This is a genomic window from Blautia sp. 2227st1_G12_2227SCRN_220401 (assembly GCF_039062885.1).
GTDB lineage: Bacteria > Bacillota > Clostridia > Lachnospirales > Lachnospiraceae > Blautia_A > Blautia_A fusiformis.
Genome location: NZ_JBCLNI010000006.1, coordinates 78,619 through 101,135, shown reverse-complemented (window position 1 = coordinate 101,135; position 22,517 = coordinate 78,619). Strand labels below are relative to the sequence as shown.

Here is a 22,517-nt window from a genome sequence, read left to right as displayed (position 1 = left end):
CTGCCATTTTTTTCTATATATACAGGAAAATATTACTGTTTAAAAATCAGATATACAGTGCTATAATATCCTTGCCTATCTTTACACGGATGGGCGCTTTTACTTATGATTTGTAGCCCTGACCGGCTATTGAAGGAGGAAATTATGCAGGTAATTATTGTAGGCTGCGGAAAAGTCGGTAGAAATCTTGCAGAGCAGCTTCAGGCAGAGGATATTGATATCACTCTTGTCGACGTTATTGCCGACAAGATCAATGATCTCTGCGAAAATATCGACGCTATGGGAATCGTCGGTAATGGTGCCAGCATCAATACTTTAATGGAGGCAGGTGTTGATACTGCAGATATCCTGATCGCAGTTACCGCTTCTGACGAGCTGAACCTTCTCTGCTGTCTGATCGCGCAGAAGGCCAACCACTGCCAGACTATCGCCCGCGTCCGTAACCCCATTTATGAAAAAGAAATCGGATTCATCAAAGAACGTCTTGGTGTTACCATGATCATTAACCCGGAGTTTGCCGCTGCCCAGGAAATTTCACGGCTTCTCCGTTTTCCATCTGCGATCAAGATTGACACCTTTGCACGTGGTCGTGTAGAACTTCTCAAGTTTAAAGTTCTCCCGGAATTCAAGCTGGACGGAATGAGCGTTTCCCAGATCTCAGATGCTTTCCGAAGTGATATTCTGGTCTGCGCGATCGAGAGCCGTGACAATGTATCCATTCCTGGTGGTGATCACATTATACACGACGGAGATATGGTTTCCATTCTGGCTTCTCCGCTTAATGCAGCGGCATTTTTCCGTAAGATCGGTCTCAAGACCAATCAGGTCAAAAACTGTATCATCGTAGGTGGCGGAACCATTTCCTATTATCTTGCCCATGCACTTCTGGGTATGAAGATCAGTGTCAAGATCATCGAGCAGAACAAAAACCGCTGTGAGCACTTAAGCGAACTGCTTCCAGATGCGACTATCATCAATGGTGACGGAACGAACCGTTCTCTTCTGCTAGAAGAAGGACTTTCCGAGTCCGAATCCTTTGTCACTCTGACAAATCTGGATGAGGAGAATGTATTTCTTGCTCTCTTTGCCAAAAGCATCTCCGATGCCAAGCTGGTTGCCAAGGTCAACCGTCTGGAATTTGATGATGTCATCGACTCCCTGGATATCGGAAGTGTCATCTACCCGAAAAATATCACTGCTGATTATATCCTGCAGTATGTCCGTGCCACTCAGAACAGCATCGGCAGCAATGTAGAAACCCTTTATCATATTCTGGATGGCAATGCAGAAGCACTGGAATTTGCGATCCGTGAGGAATCTGCCGTAACTTATATCCCTCTTGCAGAGCTGAATCTCCGCAAGAATCTTCTGGTGGGATGCCTGAACCGCAACGGCCGCATCCGCATTCCCCGTGGTCAGGATATGATCCAGGTGGGAGATACCGTGATCATCGTAACCACTCACAAGGGGCTTCGCGACATCACAGATATACTTGAAAAATAGAGGTACTGCCAAATGAATTATTCGATTATTATTTATATCCTGGGATGGATCATGAATGTGGAGGCTGTCTGTATGCTGGTTCCCGGCATCACTGCCCTTATCTACCGCGAAAAATCCGGTATTGCCTTCCTGATCACGATTCTGGCATGTCTGGCCATCGGTGTTCCACTGGTCAGCCGCAAACCGTCCAAGAAAGCGTTTTACGCCCGTGAAGGCCTTGTGACTACTGCTTTAAGCTGGATCGTCCTCAGTATTGTCGGTGCTGTGCCGTTTGTGCTCAGCGGGGCTATCCCGAATCCCATTGATGCTTTTTTTGAGATTGTTTCCGGTTTCACTACAACCGGTTCCAGTATTCTCTCCGATCCATCACAGATGCCTTACAGCATCAATATCTGGAGATGTTTTTCCCACTGGATCGGTGGTATGGGTGTTCTGGTATTTATCCTGACACTGCTTCCGCTTGCAGGTGGCTATCATATGAACCTTATGAAGGCAGAAAGCCCCGGTCCTTCCGTAGGAAAGCTTCTTCCAAAAGTCCAGTCAACTGCCAAGATCCTGTACAAGATCTACATTGCACTCACTGTTGCACTGATCATCCTCTTGCTTCTTGGGGGGATGCCTCTTTACGACAGTCTCTGTGCAGCATTTGGAACTGCCGGAACCGGTGGGTTCGGAATCAAATCCGACAGTATGGGAAGCTACAGCTTATATATTCAGATCGTCATCACCATCTTTATGATCCTGTTTGGCGTAAACTTCAATGTCTATTTTCTTCTTCTCACCAGGAAGTTTTCTCAAGCATTGAAATCTGAAGAGGTCCGCTGCTACTTCTTTGTGATCATCGCTTCTGCCCTGATGATCACATTCAATGTCCGACATCTGTTTGACAATGTGTGGGAAGCACTTCAACAGGCATTTTTCCAGGTTGGTTCTATTATCACCACCACCGGTTATGCCACTACGGATTTTAACCAGTGGCCTGCGGTATCCAGAACGATCCTGGTACTGCTTACCTTCTGTGGTGCCTGTGCCGGCAGTACAGGCGGCGGAATCAAGATTTCCCGTCTTCTGCTTCTTGCAAAATCCGTCCGCAAGGAACTGCATCTTTATCTGCATCCCAATGCAGTAAAAAAGATCAAAATGGACGGAAAAGCGGTGTCTCACGAAGTTATGCGTGCCACCAATATTTATATGATCGTTTATCTGATGATCGTGGCTACATCTATCTTTATCATCAGTTTTGATGAATTTGATCTTGTAACAAATTTCACAGCCGTAGTCACCACTTTAAACAATGTGGGTCCCGGTCTTTCCCTGATCGGTCCTACCGGAAACTTCGGGATCTTTTCTCCGCTGTCCAAGCTGGTCCTTTCTTTCGATATGCTGGCCGGCCGACTGGAGCTATTTCCGATCCTGATCCTTTTCCTTCGTGAAACCTGGAAGAAATTCTGATAAATATTCGTCATATTTTGCTATGTTTGTGGCATAAATTGTTCTTTTCACATTTATTTCAAATGTTAGACACACTTTCTTCACATTTTTACTGTATATTATAAACCATAGAAGGTGATGAACTTTCTATAATATTTTTCTTTTTCATACGCGCCGGTACGAAAGTACCGGCCTCCTTCCATTTATGGAGTATTTTTTTCCACTCCCTCATAATCGAAATCCGGAATAAAGCTTTCTGAAGCAGTTTCTCCTTCCTGTATAAATCCATTCTGAATCCCCATATCCACAGCAGCATCCAGAACTTTTTCATACTCTCTTTTTGTAACTTTCCGGTTTAATTCCTTAAATTCCACAAATTTTCTCACCGGCGTATACTGATTCATAATACTGATATAAATATCTTCCCCATAGGTTTCATGAAGATACCTCAGAGCCTTTATGGAATTTCCTGTATGTCCCGGCAGGATCAGATGACGGACAATAGTTCCTTTCCGGATGTATCCATCCTCTCCAAACTCACATTTCCCGGTCTGACGCACCATCTCTCCAATTGCAGCCTTTGCAGCCTGCACATAATCCGGCGCATAAGAAAATTTCTGTGCAAGCTCCGGATCCAGATATTTCAGATCCGGAAGATAAATGTCCACATATCCTTCCAGAAGCTTCAGGGTTTCTGTTTTTTCATACCCGCTGGAATTATACACCACCGGAATATCCAGACCATTCCTTCGGGCCATATCCAGTGCCTCTATGATCTGTGGTACATAGTGTGCACCTGTTACCAGATTGATGTTTGCAGCTCCTTTTTCCTTCAGTTCCAGAAAAATCTCTCCAAGCCGTTCCACACTTACAGCCCGTCCCCTGCTCCCGATGGCAATATCATGATTCTGGCAGAAACAGCAGCGCAGCCCGCACCCGGAAAAGAACACTGCCCCGGAGCCTTTTGTTCCGGAGATACAGGGTTCCTCCCACATATGAAGTGCAGCCCTTGCCAGATAAATTCTCTCATCCATGCCACAGAAGCCTTTTTTCCCTGCACTCCGGTCTGCCAGGCATTCTCTTGGACAAAGAGCACAAGCTGACATAATTTCTTCCGTACAGTGCGCGCTCCCTGCCATACTGCTGATTTTATTTTCATTCTCCACTTTCACTTTTCTCCTGATCTTTCTTCCAATATCGTTATTTTCTGTTATCTAGTACTAGTTTAGCACATCACGTCTGCTGCCAACAAGGCTTTCTCTGTTTACACTATATACTTAATATAGTACAATGGATTTCATGGAATCTTAAGAATTTACCCCTTTCGTCTTAATTTCCGGCTGCTATTCTAATAACATCAGGGAGGTACAAAAAAGTGGCTAACATACTTGTTTGCGATGACGACAAAGACATCGTGGAAGCTATCGAAATCTATCTTACGCAGGAAGGCTATCACATTCTGAAAGCCTATGACGGACAGGAAGCACTGGATATCCTGAACAGCGAAACTGTAGATCTGCTGATCATCGATGTGATGATGCCCCGTCTCGACGGGATCCGGGCAACAGTCAAGATCCGGGAAAGCAATCCTCTGCCCATCATCATCCTGTCCGCAAAATCTGAAGACACGGACAAAATCCTAGGCCTTAACATCGGTGCAGATGACTATATCACCAAACCTTTCAATCCTCTGGAGCTGATCGCCAGGGTAAAATCCCAGCTGCGCCGGTACACACAGCTTGGCTCCGCTGCACCGGTAGCATCAGAACACATCTACACAACCGGAGGTCTTACGGTAAACGATGACAAAAAAGAGGTGCTGGTAGATGGAGAAGCGGTACGGATGACGCCCATCGAATATAATATCCTGCTTCTTCTCATGAAAAATCCCGGACGTGTTTTTTCCACCACACAGATCTACGAGAGCATCTGGAATGAAGATGCTCTGGCCGCGGATAACACGGTAGCCGTCCACGTCCGTCACATTCGCGAAAAGATTGAGATCAACCCCAGGGATCCCCGCTATCTGAAAGTTGTCTGGGGCCTGGGTTATAAAATCGAAAAACTGAGCCGGTGAGCCAGCCGGCCATGAAGTATCTGTACTTCAGAAAGGGGTATTATGAATAAAAATAAACATACGGAAAAAAACCGTTCATTTATGCGCATTCCTGCTCTTGTCCTTGCCCTTATCCTGCCTCTGATCATGGTCTTTTCAGCGGCACTGGTGATCCAGGCAGGTATCCGGATGGACTCTGCCGAGGATCTTAAAACAAAGGATTATTTCCAGACCTCTGCTTTTGCTGACAGCTTTTACTCAAAAGCTTCCGCGATCCTGTCCGGAATCTCAGCCAGAGAAATCCTAGATAAAACAAACGAAGATGCATACATTGATCTCGGAGAGCTTTATAACGGAGATTCTCTCTCCTTCAAAAACACCTCCGGACTAGCCTATTCCTTCAATGATCTTAAGGAATGGAGCTCACAGACGATCCATTCCAATGATGACTGGATCGTCCTGGGCCTTACCACCCCGGAGGGTGAAACAAAATATATGTACTATTCCGATTTCAAAAAAGCTCTGGAAGACGGAACCCTGCAGCTAAATGCCAACTCCGGTGCCCTGAAACACGAGGGAATTTCCCAGAAAGACTGGATTGAGAGGATTCTTTCCGCTCTGAGCGCCGAATATGCAGACGGCGGCATCCAGTCACAGGAACCTTTGAAAAACATCACAGACAAAAACGGAAACGTGGTTTACACAGATGTGGCAGATATGCTCACTCCGATCTTTGAAATCCCCTGTGCACCGGAAGGTTACGACAGTCTCCTGGATTACATGAATTCCACCTCATCCAAAACCAGGAATTTCAAGGGGAACCTGAACGATGCCTTTGAGCAGCTGGATAATACCCGGGATCTTTTTTCCAGCTGGACAGAAGCTGCTCAGACACTGGATGAGTACAGCAATGATAATTCCAATCTCCATTATGCCTATACGGATAACACCTCACAGAAAATCTTCACAAATACAGATGCAGCCTATACTTCCGACCTGACTGATATTTCCGGTTTTTCAGACAAAAAGCCTTACGTGTTCCTAAGTGTCAACGAAGCTGCCACAGATGAGAAAAATGCCCGGAATGGTCTTATGAATCTGAACCTTTCCGCTGCTGCAAACCATTCTGTAGGAAACTGGATCGATCTCCTTCGAAATTCCACATACGATGAAAACTGCAGTTTTCTTGCCTGGATCGATGATACCAACCTTCCTGTACAGGATTCCATTAAAACTGACAGACAGCATTTCCTGACTTACCGTACTTTATTTATCCCGGCTACTGTGATCACCATGATCAGTTTTCTGCTCTTTATCATAGATTTTATCTGGCTTACTGTCCACACCGGAAGAAGAAATTCCGATAGCGGTAATGCAGACACGGCTCAGCCAGAACTGAACTTTTTTGACAGGATCTATACGGAAGCAGCAGCCGGACTCGTGTGTATCCCGGCACTTGGTGTATTGACCGCAGGACTGAGCATGCAAGCTTGCACCTATAACCTTGTCTCCTCCCTGATCATCCTGGGTATCACGATTTTCCTGATCACGTGCCTGTTCTGGATCGGCTATTTAAGCCTGATCCGCAGGATCAAAGCTCGCACCCTGTGGAAAAACAGCCTGCTTCGCAAATGCCTGAAGCTTCCCCGTCTGTGTCTTTGTAAAGCCGGTAAGCTGATCGATTTTTTCTCCAGGAATACCATCAGCAGAATACGTATGGTAGTGGGACTTGGCGTATTTCTATTCCTTGAATTTTTCTTCAGTGCCCTGCTCGCGGCATCTGATGGATGGTTCCTGATGTTTTTGCTTCTATTCCTTCTGGATCTGGGTGCGCTTTTCTGCGTCTACAAAATTGCTCTTGGACGGGAACTCCTCCTTGATGGCCTAAAACGGATCACCGATGGAGAGCTCACTTACAAGATCCCGGAAAAGGAACTCCGTGGTGATCAGAAAGCAATGGCACAGTATATCAACCGCATTGGTGACGGGCTGGACGCTGCCGTGGAAAAAAGCCTCAAAGATGAGCGTATGAAAACCGAATTGATCACTAATGTCTCCCATGATCTGAAAACGCCACTGACTTCCATCATCAATTACATTGATCTGCTGAAAAGGCTGAACCTCAAAGATCCGGAAGCACTGAAATATCTTGAGATCCTGGACTCAAAGGCACATCGTCTGAAAAGTCTGACCGAAGATGTAGTGGAAGCTTCCAAAGCCAGTACCGGAAATCTTTCTCTGGAAATGACGGAACTGAACTTTGTGGAAATGCTTTACCAGGTGATGGGTGAATTCGAAGAACGGATGGAAAACAGACATCTGACCCTAATGACACATCTGCCGGATTCTCCTGCCATGATCTATGCCGATGGCAGACGGATGTGGCGTATCCTTGAAAATCTTTTCGGCAATATTCTGAAATATGCCATGGAGAACACAAGGGTCTATGCAGAAGTTCTTCTGGAAAAAGATCAAGTCATCTTTACCCTGAAAAATATTTCCGCACAGCCTCTGAACATTCCGGCTGAAGAACTGACCGAACGTTTCATCCGCGGCGATGTTGCCAGAAATACAGAAGGCAGCGGACTTGGATTATCCATCGCACAGAGCCTTACCCAGCTTCAAGGTGGCACCTTTAAACTTTATCTGGACGGTGACCTTTTCAAAGTCTGCTTAAGTTTTCCACAGAAGATCTCTCCCACAGCCTTATCCGCACCGGAAGATCCTCATTCCGAAGCACATTCTTAACCATTCATAAAAAACAGCAGCGGAAGCCCTGATGATATGATGGATCAGGAGCCAGGCTGCTGTTTTTCTCTTATTTTTGTTCTCTTTTACACTTTAATGGTGATCTCACGGTCTGTCCGGTTATATTTATAATACCGGACTCCGGCTGCATCCAGCATTTTTTTGGATGCGATCACCGACGGAGTATCTGCATATTTATCACAGTCGTATACGATAGTCCTGATCCCTGCCTGGATAATAGCCTTGGCACATTCGTTGCAGGGAAACAGGGACACATAAAGCTTGGCACCTTCCAGACTTCCTCCTCGGTAGTTCAGGATGGCATTGAGCTCACTGTGTGTCACATAAAGATATTTGGTATCCAGCGGATCTCCTTCTCTTCCCCAGGGAAACTCATCATCGGAGCATCCCTTTGGAAATCCATTGTACCCCATTGACAGGATCTTGTTATCTTCACTTACGATACAGGCACCAACCTGTGAATGCGGGTCCTTGGAACGCATGCCGGAAAGCATGGCAACACCCATAAAATACTCATCCCAGGAAAGATATCCCTGTCGTTTCTGTCCTTTTTTATCCATACAGAATCCTCTTTTTCTATTGGTTTCTTACTGATCGATCAATCCTCGATCATGTTGATTCTTCTGATATGACGCTCATCCCCGGAAAATGGTGTATCCAGGAATGTATCCACGATCTTCAGAGCAAGTCCCGGTCCTACTACACGACCGCCCATGGCCAGAATGTTGGCATCGTTATGAAGTCTTGTTGCTTCTGCAGTAAAGCAATCTGTACAAAGTGCAGCACGGATTCCCTTGAATTTATTAGCAGTGATGGAAATTCCGATACCTGTTCCGCAGATCAGGATTCCTTTCTCACACTCACCGTCCACGATCGCCTGCGCTACTTTCTTTCCATAAACAGGATAGTCTACAGATTCCGGACCATTGCATCCAAAATCTTTGTACTCCAGTCCTCTCTCTTCCAGATGCTTCTTTACCTCCTGCATCAGCTCATAGCCGCCATGATCACATCCCAGTGCTATCATTTTCTTTCTCCTCCTCAACGTTGATAATTTTATGACCAGCCGCTTTCAGTAAGCGGTTCATGATCGCCTGTCCCATTCTTGGTGTAAAAAATGCCTCTGAATAAATGGCACTTACATTACAGCTGTCAAAATCACGCAGGACCTCGTACAGATGATGCGCGATGGTTTCTTCCTGCTCCCGGCTTCCGATACTCTTTACGATTCCATGTGAATATCGGCCTTTTGTTTCATCTGTTGCGATGATCCCCACAGTCAGTCCCTTCTCCTCAGCCTCTCCGGCTCTTTTTTCGATCTCCGCGATCACACCCTCTGTGGACCCCTCCACAATGGCAAGATCTGCCTTTGGTGCATAATGACGGTATTTCATTCCCGGTGCTTTTGGATGGACCTTGCTGTCCGGTTTGATCAGCCCCTTATCCATCCTTACATCTCCAAGTGTTTCCCGGAGCATTTCCAGGGAAATATATCCCGGCCGCAGGACTACCGGTATGTCTTCTGTAAAATCTACGATCGTAGATTCCAGACCGATATTTACCTGGCCTCCATCAATGATCATATCAATGGCTTCTCCCAGATCCTCTGCCACATGTCCCGCTGTCGTAGGACTTGGTCTTCCGGAAGTATTGGCACTTGGCGCTGCCACATATCCGCCAGCCGCAAGGATCAGCTCCTGTGCGATAGGATCACTTGGAAAACGTACTGCCACACTGTCCAATCCTCCGGTTGTTTCCTTTGGCACGATATCTGCCTTGGGAAGGATCATTGTCAGCGGACCCGGCCAGTATTTCTCAGCCAGTACTCTGGCTTTTTCAGGAACCTCTGTAACGATCTTATCCAGGTCACGGATATCTGCGATATGTACGATCAGCGGATTGTCCGAAGGTCTTCCCTTGGCTGCATAGATCTTCATCGATGCTTTCGGATCCAGGGCATTTCCTCCAAGGCCGTATACAGTCTCTGTGGGAAATGCCACAAGCCCGCCGTTTTTCAGGATCTCGCCACCTCTGGCAATTGCCTTTCTGTCTATATTCTCCGCTGTCATAACTGCTATTTCTGCTTTCATTTTACGCTCCATTTACTGTCTGATATAAATCCCCTGCTCTTCAATAAAATCTTCCAGGTCCTGAAGGGCATCCTGTGCCCAGGTTTCGGATTTCTGAAAAATCTCCGGGAAAAACATGTCTTTTACTATTTTTTTACCTGTTTCTGTTTTAAAGATCTTCTCTACACTTTTCTTTATATGTTCTTTATCCAGTCCATCTTCAAAATAATTAACCAGAAAATCAGCTTCCACAAGAATCTGATAATCCAGCCCGTCAATATCCTTATAGGTATGATGATGTCCTACCAGATATTCCACTCTGCGGATCACCCTCTCCTGAAAGCCCAGTGCGGTAAGCATCTCTCTGGCAGCTGCCGGACCTTCTGCTTCCTGCGTCTTTCCATCAGAGCGTCCGTATTTTTCCATACCGACTTTGATCCCGATATCATGAACGAGAGCCGCAGCTTCCAGAACATACATCGTATCTTCGTCCAGACCCTCACCCTGGCCGATCAGCCTTGAAAGATCATGCACCTTCACAAAATGCTGGATATGCTTCGGATCCCCCTGATAATAATGGATCATTTCCATATAAAGTCTGTCGATTCTGTTCATAATATCCTCCTCTCTGCTGCCATCCTGCAACTGTCACTTTTTTCTGTATACTGCCAGCAGAAATCTCCTGCTGAGCATATCCGTTAACAGATAGCTACATAATAGTTACATTATAGCGTTATTATGGAAAAAATGTCAATCCTGCTCCACTTTCACAATGTAGGTTCCTGACATATCATCTTCAAAGACAATGCTTCCCAGACTCTGAAGAACACTGTCATTAAGCTCTGTTCCGTATTTTTCTTTTTCCTGTCCTCCTACAAAGATATAGGAAATATCATAACGGCTGATCAGTTTTTTTACCGTCTCTGCATTTGTAGATGTATAAATAGTCTGGATGTCCGCACTTTTTTCATTGAGGTCAGGTACATTATTTCTCCAGAGCCATTCATGCACATACCATCCCAGTACGGTCGGAAGCCCCGTAGATGCAGAAACTCTCTCATATCCGGTATAGCTGTCCCCGTTAGCCTCGAGCACCACAGGAGAGCCCTTGATATTCTGCTTCAGCCAGCGGATCGCCGACGCATCCTGAGGAAAATCCTGCTCAAGAAATGTAGTTGCATCCAGTCCCTGATACTCCGAAACCTTCCAGACATCCCCAAACCAGGAATGCACGGCATTTCCGAAATAGCCCACGGTCCAGAGCAGTACAAAAAGCCCCACACCTGAAAGGATCCGGATGATCTTCTGTCTGGATATCACCAGCATACGATAAATCCCATATCCCATTGTCATTCCGAAAAGGATATATGCCTGATACGTCAGCTTAAACATAGTATTGGCTCTGGCATTTCCATTTTCATAAATATCCCGCACATATACAAGCTCCGGGATCAAAACCAGTCCGATAGCACATAAGCCCATGATCACTGCAAAAAGATCCGGAACTGTGATCGCCTCCAGCAGCCTGTAAAGACTTTTATGCTTCAGTCCCTTCATTTTTTCTGTGATGACAGACAGGATCAGCAAAACAGTAAGGAGCACCGGAAGTCCCCAGAGGATCAGAAGCTGATACCACAGTGAATGATGCTGTGCCAGTGCCACCCCCTGTACCATCGTATCAAATTTCAATGTAAAGGGCAGGATCACCAGATAAGAGAGACCTATGATCTCCACTGCCTGTACGATCGTCACTGCCAGGATCCTGATTATCTTTCCCTCAAATCGTATGATATTTGCGATCAGGACAACTCCACCGGTCACTACAAAATAGATCACAAAATCCCAGTAATTGGTCCACTGGAACATGCCAAGAAAAACGGACGCCAAAAGGATATGCGGCATCAGAAGCTGTCTCAGCCAGAAAACACTGCGTTCCTGTTTTTCAGGCTCAGGCCCTCTTTTTCGGATCATTTTCAGCCATGCATAGAGCATTCCCACCAGAAATGTCACAAACATCACATTTACCACATGGGCATGAAGATCTCCCAGAACAAAGGAATAGCATGGGAATTCATGTATGGTCTTATCACTGTCATTCACCGGATTATACCCTATGTAACGAGTTGCATCCGGGAACCAGTAGCTGGCTGTTTCTGCCACTCCCTGTATCTTCCGGATCAGCGGCAGTACACAACGGTAGACGATATAATGTACATTTCCCGCGATAGATACTGCAATACCTGCAGTAACTCCTGCTAGTGAAGGAATATATTTCTTCTTTCCATCCAGTCGTCCATACAGCCTGTCCTTCGTCATCTGACGGACCAGGGAAAACGGATACACAAAGGCAAACGCTGCCACAAAGGTACGCATCAGATTATAAGTCACTTCCACTCTGCTTCCTGTAAGCTTCGTAAGAAATACTGCAAAATACTGCCCGCCATAGTAATAATTGATAGTTCCCTGAGAATACCAGAGATCACGTGCAGGAAGAGTTTTGCTCCGCATCATGGCCTCCATGAAGCCATAATCCATAAATTTCTCTGTTCCATATGCCTGTGGCCGGAATCCTGCCAGATAAGTCCACAGCAGAAAGATCCCAAAAAACAGAAGCTCCTCCCGAAAGATCAGCTGCATCTTTCCTGACGGATAACATTCAATGCCATGCTTCAGCTGAACATGAAAAAGTACAGCACATAAAATGCCAACAGCCACAGATACCCCTACACACACTACTGCTGTAAAAGAAAGGATTTCCACCGCTACCAGAAGCCAGGTGAGAAATCCGGTAACTGCAATGGCAAGTACCTTTGAAAAAAGCCATCCCCGGTCTTCAAAACTACCAAAAAGCCTTCCTGTGACCGGCATTGCCACCATTCCCATGAACAGTGCAAGCAGCCACCAGGTCCAGAATGTCCATACATCTCCTCCCAGGAGATACGCAGAAAGTACTGTCAGGAGCACTGCTGCAGTCAGCTCCGGAAATAATTCTCTGATCTTTTTTTTCATCCTTCTGTTCCTCCTGTATCAGATCCTGCCCCGCAGACGGTAAAAGTCCGCAAATGCCTGTCTTCCGATCTTTATGATCCGTTTCATGTTGATAGAATTTTTTCCGGCCTGTCTCGGTCGGAATGTGATGGGGATATATTCCACATAAAGATGATGTTTTTCATAGATCACGGTCATCAGCACATTGGAAAGGAAAAATCCGCCTGGGATACGCTTCAGTACTTTGGCGAGCTGTTTTCCCTCCATCAGCCGATATGGCGTATTTGCATCTTTTACCCAGGTTCCAAAAATAAGGAAAAGCACAAGCCGCAGTATTCTTGTCACAAAAATCCTGGAAAGCCCATCTTCTCTCTTCTGCCGGTAGCCGATAAGAAGCCCGCACTTTTGACGTTTTTCCCAAAACTGCCAGAATTCCTCCGGAAGTGTCTGGCCGTCTGAATCCGTCTGAAAAATATAATCGGCACCTTTTTCTACTGCGTAACGATATCCCCTGAGTATTGTTCCTCCATGTCCTTCATTCGGTTTATCGATTCCGATAAGACGGTCATAATTTTTCTGATAATTCTGTATTTTTTTGTAGGTAGCATCTTTGCTGCCATCATTCAGGATCACCAGGCGGCTGTCCCCGCCGATCCTCTCCACTACCGGATACCATTGCTCGATCACGGTCCCGATATTTTTTTCTTCATTATATGCCGGCATAATGATATATAAGCTGTCATGTTTCATAGATTCTTATTCTCCCATCCTCTGAGGTATACACCAGTGGATATGTCTCCCTGATGATATCCTCACGACATTCCTGCTGTTCAAATTCCATATCCTCCTCAAACAGGATATATGTGATCTTTTCCTGTTTTACGGCAGCTTTCAGTAGCTCCGGATCATCCGTGGTATACATGAGCACTGCCTGGCCGGCACGATAGCCCGTATCGTACCCTGCAGACCATGCATAATAAGGCCATCCGCAATACAGCATGGCACCGGACATAGTGACCTCGTTCATGGTATATTCCGGTGTCAGCAGAAGATCATTTTTCTTAAGATTTGCACTGAGCCAGTCCGTCAGGCTGCTTTCCATATTTACAGTCATCCTGTGTGCGGAATCATTGTCTCTTAAGATGATCACGTAATCATAGATCCCCGTTGCACTAAGGCAGATACAAAGGACCGCTGCCGCTGCGCGACCGGCCCATTTCTTCCAGCTGTTTTTCCCTGCAAGGAAAACACATCTTACGATCCATCCCCAGAAAACTGTCACAAAGGCATAGGAAATCATCACATATTTATGATTGACATTGATGTCCGGAGTCAGAGATACCAGAAATGCAAATGCCATTGGAAGCAAACAGCCCATCAGCACTACCCTCTGACCTCTCTTCAGAAATACTGCTGCCACGATCATTCCCACAAAGAAAAATCCACTGATCTCCACCAGATACCAGAGTACACCGGAAATGCTTTTATTGTCTGCCAGAAAGCCCCAGTAAAAGGATGGACTCATAACACTTCCCGACACAAAGATCTTCGACTGCAGTTCCGAAAAAAGCACTGCCAGTCCGGCACAGATCACATAATCCAGCTTACCGTCAGAAAACACTGCCAGTCCGGCAAGGATCAGAAGGCCGCCGATCAGCGCAGCTCCGTTCCAGAAAGCAGTTAATCCCAGAAACAGTCCCAGAAGGATCGCCGTATCCACATTTCTGCAGATCCAGGCTTCTTTTGTAAAAAAACGATTACGGACCCACAAAAAGCCCTGCTCCTTGTGACTGCATCCGGCTTCCACCCAATCCATAAAGGTCCATACCGCTACAGCTGCCATCAGAAGGCCGAAAGCCAGATGACGCTGGTTCAGATATACATTGAAATTCCATAATCCCCAGTTTTCATTGGTAGTATAACCGATAAACGCCGTATTTTCTTCCAGAGTCCGTACAAGGTCCCCCGCCTGAAGATGTTCCCACAGATAACGCCAGAACGCTGTTCCGCTGCGAAAAAAAAAGAAAACAATGGCAGCTGCCCCTGCCCAGAAGCTTTTGAACATCCGGTAGCTGATCCCGTAAAGCACCATAAGAAATCCCGCCAGAGACAGGATGCTTACCAGATTATATCCCAGATCAAGACGAAGGCCCAGATACTCCAGATTTCCCACAAGGAACTGGAACATAAAATGATATTTCACATCCTGCCCGCCGTAATGCGGATACTGGGTAGGAAAATTATTTCCCCGTGAAAAAGATCGCATCATTGCCGTGTGGGGTGCATAATCTCCGTATACCGAAAAGCCGGAGTACAGAATGCCGTCTTTCATATGAAAAACGTAAAACATCATCCAAGTCACAAAAACCGTCAAAATGCCAAAAAGCAGAAGCTCTTTTTTCAGGATCCATTTTCTGCTGATCATCCGTTCGGATATCACAAACATTTTTTGCTGTTTTTTCTTTTTCCACCGGAAGATTCCCGAAAGCAGCAGGATATCTACCAGAAATACGATCAGATTTCCATAAAAAAGAGGATGCTCTGACCCCGCGCATATGCTGAACATCCAGGAAAGAATATAGACTGCCCAGGTCAGCATCAGGATTCCCATCCCAAACGCTGCCGGCAGGACCACCCATATCCTGTTTCCTCTTTCAGTTGTTTGACGCGGAAACAGACATCCTGCCATTTCCATTCCTGTTAACATACATAATATAAGATAAATGATTCCAAGCATAGGATTCTCCTTAATTCACGTAAAGTATAGCAGAATCACCTTCCTATGAAAAGGCTATTCACATTTTTTTCAATTATTTTCGTTTTCCTTCTGTTTTTTCAGATATGTAACGATTCCATCAGCCACAGCCTCTGCTACCTTTCTCTGATACTTCTCTGTCTGAAGCAGGGCGGCTTCCTCCGGATTTGTAAGAAATCCACATTCTACGATATTGATCACACCCGGACTTCTCTTCAGAAGATAATAGGTTCTGTTTTCTTTTGCCACCCGCGGCCGTGCAATGGAAAGCTTCCGGTTCATGTTTTCCTGGATCGCAAGTGCCAGTTCTTTTCCACCTTCCGAATCCTCATAATAAAATACCTGCGGACCTTTTACTCCGGGATCACTGTAGCTGTTCTGGTGGATACTCACAGAAAGCACCGGTTCATATTTCCGGATCTGTTCAATACGATTCTGCAGATCCTGTGCTTTCATATTTTTTGTACCATTTTCATAAAGACCTTTATCTTCTTCCCGGGTCATTACTACGGCAAGGCCTTTTTTTTCCAGGATCGTTTTTAGCTTCATGGCAATATCCAGATTGATTCCTTTTTCCTTCAGTCCACCGATTCCCACCATTCCGGAATCCACACCCCCATGACCGGCATCCACCAGGATCACCTGATCTGCTTTTATATTTCCGGATACATCTATAAGTCTGCCTGCAGTTTCTGCCGCTTCCCATGACAGAATATAAAAACAGACCAGCATAAGAACTGCCATTGCCAATTCTATGAAATGTTTTTTCAACGCAAAACACCCCCGGCATATTTATTTTAATATATGTTGCCGGGAGTGTTTTTAGCATTGTGAAGATCACAATGTTTTCTTCTGTTTATGACAGGTTTTCTGTGATTACGCTCCAGATCCCGCTGTTCTCGAATCCAAGCTTCCACTCTGCCACACCTGCCAGTTTGTATTTTTTGATCAGTTTAACCTTTTCCGCAATAGACTTAGAGTCCTCCAACCAGATCTGGTATGTGGCACCGTCCCCTTCATAGGTTCCGTAATTCTGACTTGTCTTCTTGTCCCAGTATGTTTCTGCTCCGTTATCACTGATCGTCTGCTGTGCCTGATCCATACCGATGGCCTCACTTGTCAGTGCACCGCCATCTGTAGTCTTCCAGAGCCTTGTGTAGAACGGAATCGCAAGGATCGTCCGTTGAGCCGCTACTTCTGAAAGCGTATCCTTAACCCCCTGTTCTACCCATGGCAGAGATGCCACAGAACCGGCATCGGAGCCTACGTAATGCTCATCATAGCCCATAATGATCACATAATCCACAACCTTGCCCTGCTCCGCACGGTCATAATGACTGGTAAAATCTTCCGGAACCGGATTATCTACAGACAGTACCAAATTATTGGCGTGACACTGGATAGAAAGCTCTCTTAAAAACTGAAGGAAATGGATTCCTACTCCTTCGCTCAAAGATTCAAAATCAACATTGATTCCATCCATTCCTACTTTCAGTGCATAAGTGATCAGCCGATTCTCCAGATTCTGCCTTGAACTGGTTTTTGAAAGAACTTCTTTGGTATTCATGTTCTCATTAAAATTATCCACCAGTCCCCATACCTTCAGTCCTTTTTCATGTGCCTGCATCACATACTCCCCAGATGCAAGACTTGAAATATTTCCGGAGTTATCTGTTACAGAAAACCAGGTTGGAGAGATCACATTCACGCCTGTCATATTCTGTACCGCATCTGCGAAATAGCTGTTTGCATCTGTGCTGGTAACCTGGTGCCATGCCAGGTTCACTGGTTCATCCATGGTAAGATATGTATAGGACTCTGTTTTAAAATCCCTTTCATAATCCGTTGTATCCACAGCACTTACTTTTTTCTTCTGAACATAACCGATGTAACCGTCATCGGTTGCCACCTGATCCCAGTCCTCTCCTTCATTCATCAGCCGGAGAACTGTATTCTTCGCCAGTTTGGAAAGGATCGGCGCCTTGATCCCGCCCCGGTAACGGATCACGGTATCTTTCTTCGTGGTCACGGTCTCCACATTGGTAAATTTGTACTGTATCGCAATCCTTGCAGGATCCTGCTCTATATAAGAATCGATATCTGTATACTTTTTTACATAATCCAGTTTCAGATAAACCGTGTCATCCTTCAGCCACACGTTTCCGTCTGCCTTATCTGAAGCCGGTTCCTCTGTGAGACTGGATGGTGTTGCATACAGTATCTTCTTGTTTTCGCTATCCCAGTAATATCTCTGATTCAAATATCCGTTCACTACATCCAGCGGAAGATATACATCTTCTCCTGAGATAAGTGCCTTCTCTTCCAGTTTCTCAGTTCCAAGTATCAACGCAGCCTCACCGTCTGCATTCTGGCCGTAGTATTCTGTCAGATCCATTTGTTTCCTGCTTGGTATAAGCTTATTGATCCCGTAAACAGTCCCTCCGGCAAGAGCGACCAGAACGATCAGCAGACCTACCACAAGGACCGGTATGTGTTTTTTTATCATGTTTTTTTCCTTTCGGTATAAAATGTCATAATTTGCTTTATTATAACATATCTTGTCTACATTTCGTTATAAAAATCGACTTTTAATAATTTTTCACAATTTCTTTAGAATTTCGGTTCCCCGCATGGTATGCATGAGTGCAGGGGATGATCGTTATCCGGGGAACCGTTTTTTCTTATGTACGGTCATTCTTTGCGAATAAGATCAAAGCTTACACAGGCGATATGGCCGTCTTCATCTTCCGTATAATCCCGCATATAGACCCCGTTTTCCGCAATCTGACAGGCTTTTGCGATTTTTTTCGGAGTGCTTGGTGCTCCATTGAGATAAAGAGAAACTCCGTTCTCACGATAAAGCTCCAGTTCCCTTCGAAGGGGTTTTGCGGATTTCTTTTTTTCCTGTGATATATTTGGCGTATCCCGACCTCCTTTCCTGGTTAGATTTTCAGAAAACACCAGCAATGGTTCTCGAAAAGCTGCACCTTCCCTGTTAGGATGATACTTGTAATAAAATATAAATAATAAAATGGGGGGAAATTTCTCTGTGTACCGACAGACTCGCCGATGAATTTCACACAGAATCCTTATCTTCAGAAAAATATGACTTTAAGTTATCGTTACTGTCTTCTTGCTTCCGGGAGGAGACAGCTTTTCTGCTTTTCATTATACCTGATTTCTCTTCAGATGCAAGTCTTTTATAAAAGAATCAGAAATTTTCTTTTTTCTCCGGTTTCTACATCTTTACATCTTGTGTATAACTGTTATATAATACAGTATGTAAAAGATTAAATTTATTTACCTATAGGATGTGATCATATGAAAATAGAAAAAATCAATGAAAATCAGATCCGCTGTACCCTGACGAAAGAAGATCTGGACAGTCATCAGATCCGTATCAGCGAACTTGCATACGGTACCGAAAAAGCCAAACGTCTCTTTCGTGATATGATGCAGCAGGCACAGATACAATTTGGTTTTGAAGCAGATAATATTCCTCTGATGATCGAGGCTATTCCTGTCAATGCCGAAAGTATTATCCTCATTATCACTAAAGTGGAAGATCCTGAAGAACTGGATACACGTTTTTCCAAATTTGCACCCTTCAAGGGCAACAAACCTTCCGATACCGTAGAGATCGATGGCGCTGACAATATCATCGATATCTTCCAGAAGCTCTGTGAATCCAAGCTTAAGGATCTTTCACAGAAACCGGAAGAAAAAAGGGCGGAAACTTCCGCCTCTCAGGCAACAGAAACTCCGGATGCATCACAGCAGCCGGCTGAGAGTTCTGTAAAGCTTATACGCCTGTACTCTTTCCCGGGGCTGGATGATGTTATTGCCGCATCTCATGGTATGAATGGTTTCTTTACCGGTGATAATACTCTCTATCGTGAAGGAGAAGACGGTGTCTATCAGCTGGTACTTCATCAGTCAGACTGTACACCTGAAGAATTTAACAAGGTCTGCAATATCCTTTCCGAGTATGGCATCGGCCGCGCATTCACACCAGCCGGTGAAGCCTACCTCAGAGAGCACTGTGCACTGATTGCTGATCATGCACTTCAGAAGCTTCTGAATATCTGACAAACCAAATATCCTACAGACAAACAAACCGCTGTCGGAATGCGATCCATATGATCTGCATTTCCCGACAGCGGTCCTTTTGTTTCAGCAAAAAAGCTTCTGTTTATTACTCACCAAGAAAATCATTGATCTGAGCTACGAGGACATCTGCGTCCAGGCCATGGACCATTGCTGCTTCTTCCAGAGATTCCATCTGTGAAGACGGGCAGCCAAGACAATGCATTCCTGCTCTCATCAGGATCGGTGCGATATTCGGGTCTACAGTGAGCAGTTCTCCGATCAGCATGCTCTTTGTAACTTTTGCCATGATTGTATTCTCCTTTACTGTTTTATCGAAATATTTCATTCCGTTCTGCTATTATAATACGAATCCGGAATGGAATCAACGGGTTACGAATTTTCAGTTTTGTTTATAAATTTATACTTGTATTCTTTATGCAGATATATTAGAATGGGAATAGAATCCCTGGTAGGGGATACATACAATACACAATTTAAAAGGAGGATATCAATTATGGCATATGTAATTTCTGACGAGTGCGTTAGCTGTGGAACATGTGAGGGTGAGTGCCCGAACGAGGCTATTTCTCAGGGAGACGAGCATTATGTAATCGACGCAGACGCTTGTGTTGACTGCGGAACATGCGCTGAGGCCTGTCCAGTTGGTGCTATCTCTGCTGAGTAATGCATCATTAGCTTGATAAGCTGCTATAATGAGTGAGGCTGCCGGTTTACCGGCAGCCTTTTCTGTTTTTTTTATTCTTTTTTCCCTCACAGGAAGCTGCCGCTTCTCTTCTTGCCTGCTGCTGCCTGCGGATCGCTTCATCCAGAGAACGACACCGGTACTCTCCTTCTTTCTTTCTCTGCATTTCCTCACGGATCAGGCGTTCCATGATTTCCTGAAACTCCAGTATCTTATCGTTATCTGCCTCGCACTTCTCTGTATTCCCAGATTCCGTTTTTTCCATGAACTCCTTTTCAGATCCCGTTTTTTTCATTGGGATATCTTCAAGCTCAACAGCTTCTCCATCCAGGATCCTGATACCAGATTCTGAAAAATCCGGTGTATCTGCCTTTCTTACCTCCGGTGGAATCAGTGTACGGATTGCTTTCAACTGAAGTCCTTTACTTTTCAGCTCATTTATTTTAAGAAAAAGCTGGATATCAAACGGTGTATAATAGCGATGTCCCAGTTCATTGCGTCCGATCCGAAGCTCCAGTTCTTCCTCCCAGTAACGCAGGACATAAGATTTCACTCCGGTCAGTGTTACGGCCTGTCTGACTGTATATCTTTTTTCCATTGTGAACGCCCCCTTATATAGAGATTCACTGCTGCTGTCTACAGTATAACCCCTGAGATCAGGAAATAGCAAGAATAATCGGTTGACATAATTTTACAAAATATGACTCTTTGCCTATATCCATAGCATCCCGAACTCCACGATCACACAGACAAAAATACAAAAGGCCATCAGGATAACTATAAGCTTTCATCCTGACAGCCTTTCATTTACCGTCTGCACGGCTCTATTTTTTCATATTTACAAACTGGGTATATCTCGGCAGCCATACCAGCTCCACAGTTCCGATAGGACCGTTTCTCTGCTTGGCTATGATAATTTCCGCAATGTCTTTCTTCTCGGTATCTTTGTGATAATAATCATCTCGATAGATAAACATGACCACATCCGCATCCTGCTCAATAGCTCCGGACTCTCGAAGATCCGAAAGCATCGGCCTGTGATCCGGTCTCTGTTCCACTGCACGGCTAAGCTGTGATAACGCAATTACCGGTACATCGATCTCTCTTGCCAACGCTTTCAGCGATCGTGAAATATCTGAAATTTCCTGCTGTCTGGAATCCGATTTTCCACTTCCGCTCATCAGCTGAAGATAATCGATCATGATGATCCCCAGATTATGCTCAAGCTTATATTTTCTGCATTTGGAACGAAGCTCCGCAATGGAGATTCCAGGTGTATCATCAATAATAAGATTGGAGCCACCGATAATATCCGCTCCTTCTACCAGCTTCGTCCAGTCCTCGTCTTTCAGATTTCCGGTACGGAGATTCTGGGAATCCACGTGAGATTCCATAGCAAGAAGACGGTTTACCAGCTGCTCCTTGGACATCTCCAGACTGAAAATAGCCACGGTCACATCTTTACGAAACGCCATATACTGGGCAATATTCAATACAAAGGCAGTTTTTCCCATGGAAGGTCGAGCTGCGATCAGTACAAGATCGGACGCGTGCATACCGGAAGTCTTATAATCCAGATCCACAAATCCGGTCGGAATCCCGGTAACGGAGCCCTTCAGCTTGGAAGCCTTCTCAATATTGCTGACTGCATTCAACACAACCTGCTGGATCGGCACATAATCGCTACCATTTGTTCTCTGCAAAATATTAAACAGCTTTTTCTCGGATTCCTCAAGTATGGTTTCCGTACTGTCCTTTTCCAGATAACAGGCATTGGCAACTTCTTCCGTAGTCCGTATCAGCCGACGGAGAACTGCCTTTTCGCTTACGATATTGGCATAGTATTTCACATTGGCTGATGTAGGAACTGCTGCGATCAGATCACGGACATATTCCATACTGCTGATGTCCGGCGGAAGCTCTTTCTCCTTGAGACGATTCTGCAGAGTGATCAAATCTACCGGCTGTCCTTCATTACAGAGCTCCACCATAGCATCAAAAATGATGCCGTATTGTTTTTGATAAAAATCATCACTGGTCAGGATCTCGGAAGCCACCAGGATCGCATCACGATCCAGGATCATGGATCCGATCACTGACTGCTCTGCCTCAATACTGTGAGGCAGAATCCTCTTGATCAGTGCTTCTTCCATT

At 45.2% G+C, this 22,517-nt stretch carries 20 protein-coding genes; 6 read left to right on the top strand and 14 right to left on the bottom strand.

Annotated features, from left to right (window positions below; genetic code table 11):
* The first annotated feature begins 144 nt into the window (after positions 1-144).
* Both trkA and ABCM67_RS04675 read left to right on the top strand, forming a co-directional pair.
* Positions 145-1,503: a Trk system potassium transporter TrkA gene (gene trkA, locus ABCM67_RS04680; RefSeq protein ID WP_015527160.1), complete on the top strand. Its 1,359-nt coding sequence runs from the start codon at positions 145-147 to the stop codon at positions 1,501-1,503.
* A 12-nt stretch (positions 1,504-1,515) separates the two neighbouring features.
* On the top strand, positions 1,516-2,955 hold the full coding sequence (locus ABCM67_RS04675) for a TrkH family potassium uptake protein (protein WP_021651380.1): 1,440 nt from the start codon (positions 1,516-1,518) through the stop codon (positions 2,953-2,955).
* Between the two features lie 182 nt (positions 2,956-3,137).
* Here the strand turns inward: ABCM67_RS04675 and ABCM67_RS04670 are convergent, their stop codons facing one another.
* Positions 3,138-4,040 carry a radical SAM protein gene (locus ABCM67_RS04670; protein WP_084449155.1) on the bottom strand — a complete coding sequence of 301 codons (903 nt, stop codon included), beginning with the start codon at positions 4,038-4,040 and terminating at the stop codon, positions 3,138-3,140.
* Positions 4,041-4,309: 269 nt separating this feature from the next.
* Here ABCM67_RS04670 and ABCM67_RS04665 point away from each other — a divergent pair, with 269 nt between their 5' ends.
* A complete protein-coding gene (locus ABCM67_RS04665; protein ID WP_021651384.1) occupies positions 4,310-5,011 on the top strand; it encodes a response regulator transcription factor in 702 nt (233 codons plus the stop codon).
* A gap of 42 nt (positions 5,012-5,053) precedes the next feature.
* Entirely contained in the window at positions 5,054-7,738 is a 2,685-nt protein-coding gene (locus tag ABCM67_RS04660) for a sensor histidine kinase (protein WP_342992551.1), read from the top strand.
* Between the two features lie 86 nt (positions 7,739-7,824).
* Here the strand turns inward: ABCM67_RS04660 and ABCM67_RS04655 are convergent, their stop codons facing one another.
* The 10 genes from ABCM67_RS04655 to ABCM67_RS04610 all read right to left on the bottom strand — a co-directional run bounded on the left by ABCM67_RS04655 (position 7,825) and on the right by ABCM67_RS04610 (position 18,532).
* Entirely contained in the window at positions 7,825-8,319 is a 495-nt protein-coding gene (locus ABCM67_RS04655) for a dCMP deaminase family protein (protein WP_015527165.1), read from the bottom strand.
* Between the two features lie 38 nt (positions 8,320-8,357).
* Entirely contained in the window at positions 8,358-8,786 is a 429-nt protein-coding gene (gene rpiB / locus ABCM67_RS04650) for a ribose 5-phosphate isomerase B (protein WP_015527166.1), read from the bottom strand.
* Complete coding sequence (locus ABCM67_RS04645) at positions 8,767-9,849, bottom strand: L-threonylcarbamoyladenylate synthase (protein ID WP_022426059.1); 1,083 nt, start codon at positions 9,847-9,849, stop codon at positions 8,767-8,769. The genes rpiB and ABCM67_RS04645 overlap by 20 nt, the downstream gene beginning before the upstream one ends.
* A gap of 12 nt (positions 9,850-9,861) precedes the next feature.
* On the bottom strand, positions 9,862-10,443 hold the full coding sequence (locus tag ABCM67_RS04640) for an HD domain-containing protein (RefSeq protein WP_022426060.1): 582 nt from the start codon (positions 10,441-10,443) through the stop codon (positions 9,862-9,864).
* 135 nt (positions 10,444-10,578) lie between these two features.
* Positions 10,579-12,837 (bottom strand): DUF2298 domain-containing protein, encoded by a 2,259-nt coding sequence (locus ABCM67_RS04635; RefSeq protein ID WP_342992548.1) that lies wholly within the window; start codon positions 12,835-12,837, stop codon positions 10,579-10,581.
* An 18-nt stretch (positions 12,838-12,855) separates the two neighbouring features.
* The gene (locus ABCM67_RS04630) at positions 12,856-13,566 is read right to left on the bottom strand and encodes a glycosyltransferase family 2 protein (RefSeq protein ID WP_147602960.1); all 711 of its coding nucleotides are present in this window, start codon (positions 13,564-13,566) and stop codon (positions 12,856-12,858) included.
* Positions 13,556-15,553 carry a hypothetical protein gene (locus ABCM67_RS04625; RefSeq protein WP_147602959.1) on the bottom strand — a complete coding sequence of 666 codons (1,998 nt, stop codon included), beginning with the start codon at positions 15,551-15,553 and terminating at the stop codon, positions 13,556-13,558. The genes ABCM67_RS04630 and ABCM67_RS04625 overlap by 11 nt, the downstream gene beginning before the upstream one ends.
* A gap of 69 nt (positions 15,554-15,622) precedes the next feature.
* Entirely contained in the window at positions 15,623-16,342 is a 720-nt protein-coding gene (locus tag ABCM67_RS04620) for an N-acetylmuramoyl-L-alanine amidase (RefSeq protein WP_059085996.1), read from the bottom strand.
* Between the two features lie 85 nt (positions 16,343-16,427).
* Positions 16,428-18,077 carry a glycosyl hydrolase family 18 protein gene (locus ABCM67_RS04615; protein ID WP_147602958.1) on the bottom strand — a complete coding sequence of 550 codons (1,650 nt, stop codon included), beginning with the start codon at positions 18,075-18,077 and terminating at the stop codon, positions 16,428-16,430.
* 185 nt (positions 18,078-18,262) lie between these two features.
* Positions 18,263-18,532, bottom strand: a complete 270-nt coding sequence (locus ABCM67_RS04610) for a hypothetical protein (RefSeq protein ID WP_021651392.1) — start codon at positions 18,530-18,532, stop codon at positions 18,263-18,265.
* A 360-nt stretch (positions 18,533-18,892) separates the two neighbouring features.
* Here ABCM67_RS04610 and ABCM67_RS04605 point away from each other — a divergent pair, with 360 nt between their 5' ends.
* Positions 18,893-19,660 carry an adaptor protein MecA gene (locus tag ABCM67_RS04605; RefSeq protein WP_021651393.1) on the top strand — a complete coding sequence of 256 codons (768 nt, stop codon included), beginning with the start codon at positions 18,893-18,895 and terminating at the stop codon, positions 19,658-19,660.
* Between the two features lie 106 nt (positions 19,661-19,766).
* Here the strand turns inward: ABCM67_RS04605 and ABCM67_RS04600 are convergent, their stop codons facing one another.
* Positions 19,767-19,967 (bottom strand): DUF1858 domain-containing protein, encoded by a 201-nt coding sequence (locus ABCM67_RS04600; RefSeq protein ID WP_015527179.1) that lies wholly within the window; start codon positions 19,965-19,967, stop codon positions 19,767-19,769.
* Positions 19,968-20,174: 207 nt separating this feature from the next.
* On the opposite strand from ABCM67_RS04600, the gene ABCM67_RS04595 reads away from it, so the two are divergent.
* Complete coding sequence (locus ABCM67_RS04595) at positions 20,175-20,345, top strand: 4Fe-4S binding protein (RefSeq protein WP_015527180.1); 171 nt, start codon at positions 20,175-20,177, stop codon at positions 20,343-20,345.
* A gap of 46 nt (positions 20,346-20,391) precedes the next feature.
* Here ABCM67_RS04595 and ABCM67_RS04590 read toward each other — a convergent pair whose 3' ends face one another.
* Both ABCM67_RS04590 and dnaB read right to left on the bottom strand, forming a co-directional pair.
* The gene (locus ABCM67_RS04590; RefSeq protein ID WP_147602957.1) at positions 20,392-20,961 is read right to left on the bottom strand and encodes a MerR family transcriptional regulator; all 570 of its coding nucleotides are present in this window, start codon (positions 20,959-20,961) and stop codon (positions 20,392-20,394) included.
* 226 nt (positions 20,962-21,187) lie between these two features.
* Entirely contained in the window at positions 21,188-22,516 is a 1,329-nt protein-coding gene (gene dnaB / locus ABCM67_RS04585) for a replicative DNA helicase (protein ID WP_015527183.1), read from the bottom strand.
* Position 22,517: the final 1 nt, after the last annotated feature.

Coding starts and splice junctions, on each gene's coding strand:
- trkA (WP_015527160.1), top strand. CDS start 145: ATGCAGGTAATTATTGTAGGCTGCGGAAAAGTCGGTAGAAATCTTGCA.
- ABCM67_RS04675 (WP_021651380.1), top strand. CDS start 1,516: ATGAATTATTCGATTATTATTTATATCCTGGGATGGATCATGAATGTG.
- ABCM67_RS04670 (WP_084449155.1), bottom strand. CDS start 4,040: ATGTCAGCTTGTGCTCTTTGTCCAAGAGAATGCCTGGCAGACCGGAGT.
- ABCM67_RS04660 (WP_342992551.1), top strand. CDS start 5,054: ATGAATAAAAATAAACATACGGAAAAAAACCGTTCATTTATGCGCATT.
- ABCM67_RS04655 (WP_015527165.1), bottom strand. CDS start 8,319: ATGGATAAAAAAGGACAGAAACGACAGGGATATCTTTCCTGGGATGAG.
- rpiB (WP_015527166.1), bottom strand. CDS start 8,786: ATGATAGCACTGGGATGTGATCATGGCGGCTATGAGCTGATGCAGGAG.
- ABCM67_RS04645 (WP_022426059.1), bottom strand. CDS start 9,849: ATGAAAGCAGAAATAGCAGTTATGACAGCGGAGAATATAGACAGAAAG.
- ABCM67_RS04640 (WP_022426060.1), bottom strand. CDS start 10,443: ATGAACAGAATCGACAGACTTTATATGGAAATGATCCATTATTATCAG.
- ABCM67_RS04635 (WP_342992548.1), bottom strand. CDS start 12,837: ATGAAAAAAAAGATCAGAGAATTATTTCCGGAGCTGACTGCAGCAGTG.
- ABCM67_RS04630 (WP_147602960.1), bottom strand. CDS start 13,566: ATGAAACATGACAGCTTATATATCATTATGCCGGCATATAATGAAGAA.
- ABCM67_RS04625 (WP_147602959.1), bottom strand. CDS start 15,553: ATGCTTGGAATCATTTATCTTATATTATGTATGTTAACAGGAATGGAA.
- ABCM67_RS04615 (WP_147602958.1), bottom strand. CDS start 18,077: ATGATAAAAAAACACATACCGGTCCTTGTGGTAGGTCTGCTGATCGTT.
- ABCM67_RS04605 (WP_021651393.1), top strand. CDS start 18,893: ATGAAAATAGAAAAAATCAATGAAAATCAGATCCGCTGTACCCTGACG.
- ABCM67_RS04600 (WP_015527179.1), bottom strand. CDS start 19,967: ATGGCAAAAGTTACAAAGAGCATGCTGATCGGAGAACTGCTCACTGTA.
- ABCM67_RS04595 (WP_015527180.1), top strand. CDS start 20,175: ATGGCATATGTAATTTCTGACGAGTGCGTTAGCTGTGGAACATGTGAG.
- ABCM67_RS04590 (WP_147602957.1), bottom strand. CDS start 20,961: ATGGAAAAAAGATATACAGTCAGACAGGCCGTAACACTGACCGGAGTG.
- dnaB (WP_015527183.1), bottom strand. CDS start 22,516: ATGGAAGAAGCACTGATCAAGAGGATTCTGCCTCACAGTATTGAGGCA.